Origin of the sequence: Janibacter hoylei PVAS-1, from assembly GCF_000297495.1 — a bacterium.
Taxonomy (GTDB): domain Bacteria; phylum Actinomycetota; class Actinomycetes; order Actinomycetales; family Dermatophilaceae; genus Janibacter; species Janibacter hoylei.
The window spans coordinates 59,786-68,218 of record NZ_ALWX01000043.1; the positions used below are offsets into that span (position 1 = coordinate 59,786).

An 8,433-nucleotide genomic window follows, 5' to 3' on the forward strand; every position below is an offset into this window, starting at 1 on the left:
CGCCCGCCGCCCGCTCGTGTCGGGAGTCGGCGGACGCCTCAGCGTCCGGCGCCAGCGAGCCTCAGTCGAGGCCCTCCTCCTTGAGGAAGTCCGCGGCCACCTGGTCCGGGTCCTCCTTGTCGATGTCAGTGCGCTTGAGCAGCTCCGCGAGCTTGTCGGTCGTCAGCTTCGCCGACACCTCGTCGAGCGAGGACTGGACCTCCTCCTGGACGTCCGAGCGGACGAGGGGCACGACGTTCTGACTGCCGAAGAGCTTCTTGGTGTCCTCGAGCACGACGAAGTCGTTCGCCGCGATCGACGGGTCGGTGCTGAAGATGTTGGCCGCGTCGATCTGACCGTTCTTGAGCGCGCCACTCGTCGCCTGCCCCGCCTTGAGGGGGCGGAAGGTCTTGAACTCGATGCCGTAGGACTCCTTGAGCCCGGGGATGCCCTGGGAGCGGGTCTTGAACTCTGACGGCGCCCCGAGGGTGAGCTCCCCCGCGACCTCGGACAGGTCGTCCATGGTCTTCAGGGACTTGCCTTCAGCGGTCTCGCGGGTGACGACGATCGAGTCCTTGTCCTCTGCCGCCGACTTCTCGAGGACGGCCGTGCCCTCGGGCAGCAGGTCCTCGAGGGCCTCGTACGTCTTGTCCGGGTCGGTCTCGGCGAAGTCCTTGTCGTAGTAGAGCGCCAGTCCGCCGGTGTACTCCGGCATGACGTCGACCGAGCCCTCGTCGAGCGCCTTGAGATAGACCTCCCGAGACCCGATCCCGGTCTTGGTCGAGGCATTGATGCCGTCGGCCTTGAGCGCACCGGCGTAGATGTGGGCGAGCAGGATCGACTCGGAGAAGTCGGCCGACCCGACGACGATCTCGCCCGAGCCGCCGGCGTCATCGGCGCTGCTCGACGAGCTGGCGAGCGGGTCGCCACCGCCGCCGCAGGCGGTTAGGCCGAGGGCGCCGGCCGTGGCGAGCACGACCGCTGCGGTGCGGACACGTCGGCGGGATGCGGGGACGGTGGGTGTCATGGGGTTCCTCCAGCGGTCGCGGTGCGGTTGTGATCGGTTGTGGGTCGAAGGGAGCGGCTGCGTCCGGTGAGACCGGGCGAGACGACGAGACGCCCCAGCAGGGCGAAGGGGGCGTCGAGGGCGAGCGCGAGCAGTGCCACGAGGAGGGCACCACCCGCCGTGCTCGCGTAGTCCTGCGTGGCCAGCCCGTCGATGAGGAATCGGCCGAGCCCGCCGAGACCGACATAGGCGGCGACGGTGGCGGTGGCGACGACCTGGAGGACGGCGGCCCGCAGCCCGGAGATGAGTAGAGGCAGGGCGATGGGCACCTCGACGCGCCACAGCACCTGGCTGCCGGTCATGCCGATGCCGCGGGCGGCATTGCGTGCGGCAAGCGGCACGGACTCGACGCCTGCGTAGGTGCCGGAGAGGATCGACGGGATCGCGAGCAGGACGAGCACGATGACGCTCGGCACGAGGAAGGCGGCGTCACCGGGCAGCCGCGGGAGCAGCACGAGGGTCAGCGCGAAGAGCAGCCCGAGCGTCGGGACCGCCCGCAGGGCGTTGGCCGCAGTGACGAGCCAGCGCCCGCGCCCGGAGTGACCTATCCACAGCCCGACGGGGACGGCGACGAGCGCGGCGATGACGAGGACGACCAGGGTGTAGCCGATGTGCTCGAGCAGGCGCGCGCCGATGCCGTCGGCGCCGGCCCAGCTGGCGCCCGAGGTGAGCCACCGGATGATCTCGCCGATCATGCCGACCCCTCCTGCCCGGCGCGGCGCCAGGGGGTGAGCAGCCGCTCGACGAGCCGGATGGCGAGGTCGAGGACGACCGCGAGGAGGACGCACCCGAGGATCCCGGCCGCGAGCTCGCCGCTGATGGCCCGGTTGTACCCGTCGACGAGCAGGTCGCCGAGCTGGCTGACCCCGATGAGCGAGGCGATCGAGACGATCGAGACGTTGCTGACGGCGGCCACCCGCAGTCCCGCGGCGATGACCGGGACGGCCAGCGGCAGGTCGACCCCGACGAAGCGGCGCACGGGCGTGTACCCCATGGCGACGGCGGACCGGGTGACCTCGTCGGGCACCGAGCCGAGCCCGTCGACGACCGAGCGGACGAGGAGCGCCACGGTGTAGATCGTCATGGCGACGACGACGTTGACCGGGTCGAGGATGCCGGTGCCGAGGACGAGGGGCATGAGGACGAAGAGCGCCAGCGAGGGGACCGTGTAGAGCAAACCCGCGGAGACGACGACGATCCCCCGCAGGCGCGGCTGGCGGTGGGCCAGCCAACCGAGCGGGAGGGAGACGAGCAGCCCGACGACGAGAGGCAGGCCCGCGAGCCACGAGTGCTGCAGGGTCAGGGACCCGATGTCGTCGAGGTGCTCGAGCATCCAGTCCATGTCAGGCCGATCGGGTGGCGGCGGGGTCGCGCGGGCGCTCCTGCGACTCGATGACCGCGAGCACCTCGGTGGCGCGGCACGTGCCGACGAGGCGCCCGTCGCCGTCGACGACGACACCGCGTCGGCTCGGGGAGGACAGCGCTGCGTCGAGCGCGGCCCGCAGCGGCCCGTCGACCCGCGCCAGGGTGCCCCCGAGCGCCAGCGCCGAGGTGTCGACGGGCTCCTCCTTGGCCAGGTCAGCCGGGCGGACCCAGCCGAGTGGCCGCCGCTCGTCGTCGACGACGAGCGCCCACCCGTCGCCTGCGGTGCCGCCGGCCTCCCTCGGCTGGCTGCCGAGGGAGAGCGTCGACTCGTCGTGCAGAGGGATGCGCGCGTGCTCGAAGCCGAGGGCCCGGTAGCCGCGGTCGCGGCCGAGGAAGTCGGCGACGAACTCGTCTGCGGGGTGGGCGAGCAGCTCTGCCGGCCGGGCCACCTGGGCCATGCGTCCACCGACCCGGAGCACGGCCACGTGGTCGCCGAGCTTGATCGCCTCGTCGATGTCGTGGGTGACCATGACGATCGTCTTGCCGAGCTCGCCCTGCAAGCGCAGGAACTCGTCCTGCAGCTGCTCGCGCACGACCGGGTCGACGGCCGAGAAGGGCTCGTCCATGAGCATGACCGGCGGGTCCGCTGCGAGCGCGCGGGCGACCCCGACGCGCTGCTGCTGGCCCCCGGACAGCTGGCTGGGGTAGCGGCGGCCGAGTGCCGGGTCGAGGCCGACGAGCTCGAGCAGCTCGCGCGCCCGGGCGATCGCCTCGCGTCGCGACGTGCCGAGCAGCAGGGGGACGGTCGCGACGTTGCGCTCGACCGTGTGGTGGGGGAAGAGCCCGCCGTGCTGGATGACGTAGCCGATGCCGCGACGCAGCTCCGCCGCGTCCATGCCGAGCACGTCCCGGCCGTCGATGGTCACCGACCCGGAGGTGGGCTCGATCATCCTGTTGATCATCCGCAGCGTCGTCGTCTTGCCGCAGCCCGAGGGCCCGACGAGCACGGTGATGGCTCGGTCCGGTGCGGTGAGGCTGAGGTCGTCGACGGCTACCGTGCCGTCCGGGTACTGCTTGGTGACGCCGTCGAGACGGATCATGCACGTCCCCTCTGTCCGGGAGATGGCCTCCTCGTGGTCTTCCAACCTATCCCGAGAAGACGGCGAGCACCTCTGCCCGCGTGACGTCGGACACGCTCTCGTGCTGCCACCGGGGCGAGCGGTCCTTGTCGACGAGCTGAGCGCGCACACCTTCGGCGAAGTCCGCCCGCTGCAGCAGGCCCCGCGCCACGACCGTGTCCGTCTCGAGCACCTCGCGCACCGACCCGGCCGTCGCGGCCCGTCGCAGTGCCTCGAGGGTGACGGCCACCGACAACGGCGAGCGAAGGGAGATCTTCTCGGCTGCCGCACGGGCCTCGGGTGCGTCGTGGGCGCGCAGCCGCTCGACGATCGCCGCGGCGTCGTCGCCGGCGTAGCACTCGTCGATCCAGCCACGGGCGGAGGTGAGGGTGTCCGCCTTCGTCGTGGCGTCCTCGGGCACGGGCTCCACCGGGTTACCCGCCGCGATGCCGGCGAGCAGATCGGGCAGGCGCGCGGAGTCGACCACGGCGTCGGCGAGACCCAGGGCGACGGCGTCGGCTCCCGTGATGGTCGTCCCGGTGAGGGCGACGTGGGTGCCGGTCTCGCCCGGGGCCCGGGAGAGCAGGTAGGTCGCGGCGACGTCGGGGAAGAAGCCGATGATCGTCTCGGGCATGGCGATCCGCGAGCGCTCGGTGGCCCAGCGGGCGGTGGCAAACATCGAGATGCCCAGCCCACCGCCCATGACGATGCCGTCCATCACGGCGACGACGGGCTTGGGGTACTCCGCGATCTGCGCGTCGAGCACGTACTCGTCGGCCCAGAAGTCCACCCCTCCGGAGGTGCCCGCCAGGTGGGCCTCGCGCACCGCGCGGACGTCGCCACCGGCGCACAGACCCCGCTCCCCGGCGCCCTCGATCGAGACGGTCTGCACCTGCGGGTCCTCGGCCCACGCCTCCAGCTGGGCACGCATCGCGACGACCATGTCGCGGGTCAGCGAGTTGATCGCGCGAGGTCGGTTGAGCAGGACCCGACCGAGGGATCCGTCGACCGCGAAGAGCACCTCGTCGGTGCCGGTGGGGCCCGGAGTGAAGTCAGCCATGTCGTCACCTTGGCACACCCGCGCCGGCGGGTGTCTGCGCGCCGGGCCGTGCTGGCAGACTGATCCCGCGATGAGTGGTCGGGCGGGGGCGCGTCGGGGGACGCCGGAGGCGTGGTTCACCTTCGTCGTGCTCGCGCTGTGCGTCGTCGCCGTCGTCACCATGTACGCGCGCGGTGGCCGCACGAGCGTCGGCGTCGTCGTCGCTGCCGGCCTGCCCTTCGTCCTGCTCGTCGCGATCGCTGCCGCCCTGCTGCCGTGCTGGCACCACCCGCGGTGGCGACTCGCCCTCGTCGGTGCCCTGCTGCTCAGCCAGGCACCGCTGCTCGACCACGTCGTGCCTGACCGCGCCCCTGCCCCGACGGGGAGCCAGACGATCCGGGTGGCGACGCTCAACACCCTGCACTCGCGCCCCACCGACGCCGCGCTCGTCGAGCTCGCCCAGGATGTCGACGTCCTGGCCCTCCAGGAGTGGAGTGCCTCGCGCACCCGTGGGCTCACCGCAGCGCTCGGCCCGGACTGGCAGCTCGTCGCGAGCGACAACGACGACTACATCGCGGCCCAGGTCGCGGTGTGGGTGCGACGCTCCTGGACCGTGCTCGAGGCCCCGCACCTCCCCGGCCGCCAACCGGGGCGAGCCGTGCGGCTCGAGCGCGACGGCACAGAGGTGACGGTCATCGGCACCCGGTTGCAGAACCCGGCCTTCTTCGCGGCCGACCTGTGGGGGGCGGGGCTGGACTCCCTTCGGCTGGCGACGGCCGGCAGCACCGGCCACGTCATCGTCATGGGTGATCTCAACGCGCCACCGAGTGCGGTGGCCTTCCGTCGTTTCGCGCGGCAGTCGGGGCTGCGGGACTGCACCGCGCAGCTGGGCATGGGCTTCCCCGGCACGTGGGGACGCACCCCTGGGTCCGCGGTGGCGCCGGTGCCGATCGACCACGTCATGACGCGTGGCGCGGTGTGCACGGACCTCGTGATCACCCGGCGGCCCGGCAGCGACCACGCCGCGCTCGTCGCGACGGTCGCCTTGCCCTGATCAGCCGGCGAGGCTGGCGAAGGGAGCCGCGGCCTCCAGCTCGAAGGCGAGCTCGAGCAGCAGCCGCTCCTGCCCGCTGCGCGCCGACAGCATGACGCCGATGGGGCGGCCGTCGTCGGTCCGCCCGAGCGGCAGGGAGATCGCCGGCTGACCGCTCGCATTGTGCAGCGGCGTGAAGCCGACGTAGTCGAGCAACCGGGCGAAGTGGGTGTCGAAGTCCAGGTCGCCCGAGAGGTGACCGATGCGCGGCGTGGTGTGGCTCAGCGTCGGCGTGAGCACGAGGTCTGCCTCGGCCGGGAAGAGTCGGTCGGCGGCGAACCCGGTCGCCCGCAGGCGGGCGAGGTACAGCGGGGCCCGGTGCAGGCGGCGCAGCGCGCGGTCGGCGAGACCGCGGGTGAAGGGGTCGAGCTTGTCGGGGTCGAAGTCGGGCCCGTAGAGCTGCTTGCCCTGCCGGGAGGAGGCCATCGCGAGCAGGCTCCAGTAGTCCTCGAAGTCGGTCTTGAAGAACTTCGGCACCGGCACCTGCAGCGTGTCGTCGACCGTGTGGCCGAGCCCGTCGAGCAGGCGGGCGGCGGCCTCGACTGCTTCCCGGGTCTGCGGGTCGGTGGCCCGGGCGAGCGGCGAGTCGACCATCATGCCGATGCGCAGCCGACGTGCGCCGGGGCCCTCGACGAGACCGACCGGCGGGAGCTTGCGGGCCGGCTGGTGCTGCTCGGCGGCGGCGAGGAAGGTCGCGGTGTCGCGCACGGTGCGGGTGAGCACGCCGTTGACGACGAGCTGGACCGGGAGCTTGTCGGTGCTCGGGTCACCGAGCAGCCGGCCCCGGGTGACCTTGAGCCCCACGAGACCGCAGGCCGCCGCGGGGATGCGGATCGAGCCACCGCCGTCGTTGCCGTGGGCGATGGGCAGCGCTCCGGAGGCGACGAGCGCGGCCGTGCCGCCGGAGGACCCGCCCGAGGAGTAGCCCGTGGCCCAGGGGTTGCGGGTGATGCGCCCGCCGGGGCGCTCGGTCGTCGCCGTCCAGCCGAAGGGCGGGCAGGTCGTCGTCGCGATGGGCACGACACCGGTGGACAGGTACTGCCGGACGAAGGGGCCGTCCGCACAGCCGGGCCGGTCCGGCAGCGCGTCCGATCCCATGCGCATGGGCAGGCCCTCGACAGTGACGTTGTCCTTGAAGGCGGTCGGCACCCCGGCGAAGGGGGCGGGCGTCCCCTGCGGCACGTGCGCCGCCCGGCGGCGAGCACGGTCGTGGTCGTCCACGGTCGTCGCGCCGAGCACCGGGTCGACCTGGGCGACCCGGGCGATGGCGGCCTCGACCGCCTCGCCCGCACTGATCTCACCCGCTCGGATCGCCGCGGCCACCCCGGTCGCGTCGAGCGTGCCGAGCGCGTCGTCGGTGAAGGCACTGACCCGGCGGGACTCGTGGCTCTCGCGGATCTCCTCGTGGGCGGGCGTGGGGTGGGTCTCCGTCGTCATCTCCACGATGTTACTCGCAGGTCACGACCGGGGGTGGTGTCCCCATTCGCTCCCTGAGGAGGCCGCCCGCGGCCGTCTCGAAGACCCGCGCCCTGAGGAGGCCGCCCGCGGCCGTCTCGAAGACCCGCGCCCTGAGGAGGCCGCCCGCGGCCGTCTCGAAGACCCGCGCCCTGAGGAGGCCGCCCGCGGCCGTCTCGAAGGGTCAGACGTCCGACCGGTGGAAGTTGGCGAAGGACCGGCTGGCCGTCGGACCGCGCTGCCCCTGGTAGTGCGAGCCGTAGGCCGCGGAGCCGTACGGGTGCTCCGCCGGCGAGGAGAGCCGGAAGAAGCACAGCTGTCCGATCTTCATGCCCGGCCACAGGCGGATCGGCAGGGTCGCGACATTGCTGAGCTCGAGCGTCACGTGGCCGGAGAAGCCCGGGTCGACGAAGCCGGCCGTGGCGTGCGTCAGCAGGCCGAGCCGGCCGAGCGACGACTTGCCCTCGACGCGTGCTGCCAGGTCGTCCGCCAGCGAGACCGTCTCGAGCGTCGAACCCAGGACGAACTCCCCCGGGTGGAGCACGAAGCCCTCGTCCGACTCGACCTCGATGAGCCGGGTGAGATCGGGCTGGTCGGCCGCCGGGTCGATGACCGGGTACTTGTGGTTGTCGAAGAGCCGGAAGAACTTGTCGAGCCGGACGTCGACACTGCTGGGCTGGACCATCGTCGGGTCCCACGGGTCGAGCACGACCCGCCCCGCGTCGATCTCGGCCCGGATGTCCCTGTCGGAGAGCAGCATGGCCCCGAGACTAGAGCGCGCCGGGCCTCACTGGGTGAAGGTGATGTCGACCGGCTCGGTCGGGACGTGGTCGATGACGACGGCCGTGACCGGCGAGCCGGCCCCGCCGGACCGCTCGAAGGTGATGCCGTCCATGGGGTAGGCCGGCAGCCCCTCCTGGCTCATGTCGATGCCGTCCTCGGGGTCGATGGCGACCCGAGGTCCGGTCTCCCAGGCGTTGGGCTCACCCTCAACCGCCCAGAAGCGGACGGGGACGCCCTCGGCATAGGTCGCCTTGGTCATCGCCTCCCAGTCCATCTGACCGGGGATCTCGATGCGCACCCCGCCCTTGGGTGTCAGCACGACGCCCTCGCGGTAGGCGTCGACGATCTGGCGCTCGCGCCCGGCCGAGGGCTCCCACACGCTGCCGGTGGCGAAGGGGGTCGGGTTGGGGTTGGTCGGCGTCGCCGCGCTCTGGTCCGAGCTGCTCGCCGGGGGCGTGGGGTGGTCGGCGCCCACCGAGAGGGGCGATGCCGCCGGCGACGACCCCCGCGGCCACCGCGGCCGCGCCGGCCAGGA

9 protein-coding genes are annotated in these 8,433 nt (G+C 72.6%); 1 reads left to right on the forward strand and 8 read right to left on the reverse strand.

What is annotated here, in order from left to right:
- Positions 1-61: 61 nt before the first annotated feature.
- From B277_RS09845 to B277_RS09865, 5 genes are read right to left on the reverse strand one after another with little or no spacing between them, the layout of a single operon-like run.
- Positions 62-1,006, reverse strand: a complete 945-nt coding sequence (locus tag B277_RS09845; RefSeq protein WP_007927755.1) for an ABC transporter substrate-binding protein — start codon at positions 1,004-1,006, stop codon at positions 62-64.
- Positions 1,003-1,740, reverse strand: a complete 738-nt coding sequence (locus B277_RS09850; protein ID WP_007927757.1) for an ABC transporter permease — start codon at positions 1,738-1,740, stop codon at positions 1,003-1,005. Before B277_RS09850 ends, B277_RS09845 begins: the two co-directional genes overlap by 4 nt.
- Positions 1,737-2,387: an ABC transporter permease gene (locus tag B277_RS09855; protein ID WP_040881293.1), complete on the reverse strand. Its 651-nt coding sequence runs from the start codon at positions 2,385-2,387 to the stop codon at positions 1,737-1,739. The genes B277_RS09850 and B277_RS09855 overlap by 4 nt, the downstream gene beginning before the upstream one ends.
- A gap of 1 nt (position 2,388) precedes the next feature.
- Positions 2,389-3,510 (reverse strand): ABC transporter ATP-binding protein, encoded by a 1,122-nt coding sequence (locus B277_RS09860; protein WP_007927762.1) that lies wholly within the window; start codon positions 3,508-3,510, stop codon positions 2,389-2,391.
- Positions 3,511-3,556: 46 nt separating this feature from the next.
- Positions 3,557-4,588 carry an enoyl-CoA hydratase/isomerase family protein gene (locus B277_RS09865; protein ID WP_007927763.1) on the reverse strand — a complete coding sequence of 344 codons (1,032 nt, stop codon included), beginning with the start codon at positions 4,586-4,588 and terminating at the stop codon, positions 3,557-3,559.
- Between the two features lie 70 nt (positions 4,589-4,658).
- Between B277_RS09865 and B277_RS09870 the strand changes: the two genes are divergently transcribed.
- Positions 4,659-5,621: an endonuclease/exonuclease/phosphatase family protein gene (locus tag B277_RS09870; protein WP_007927764.1), complete on the forward strand. Its 963-nt coding sequence runs from the start codon at positions 4,659-4,661 to the stop codon at positions 5,619-5,621.
- On the opposite strand, the gene B277_RS09875 is transcribed toward B277_RS09870, so the two are convergent.
- The 3 genes from B277_RS09875 to B277_RS09885 all read right to left on the reverse strand — a co-directional run.
- Positions 5,622-7,097, reverse strand: a complete 1,476-nt coding sequence (locus B277_RS09875) for an amidase (RefSeq protein WP_083853722.1) — start codon at positions 7,095-7,097, stop codon at positions 5,622-5,624.
- Positions 7,098-7,299: 202 nt separating this feature from the next.
- Entirely contained in the window at positions 7,300-7,875 is a 576-nt protein-coding gene (gene dcd / locus B277_RS09880) for a dCTP deaminase (protein ID WP_007927766.1), read from the reverse strand.
- 27 nt (positions 7,876-7,902) lie between these two features.
- Positions 7,903-8,433, reverse strand: a 531-nt coding sequence (locus tag B277_RS09885) for a hypothetical protein (RefSeq protein ID WP_238539393.1), incomplete at its 5' end; no start/stop codon positions are given.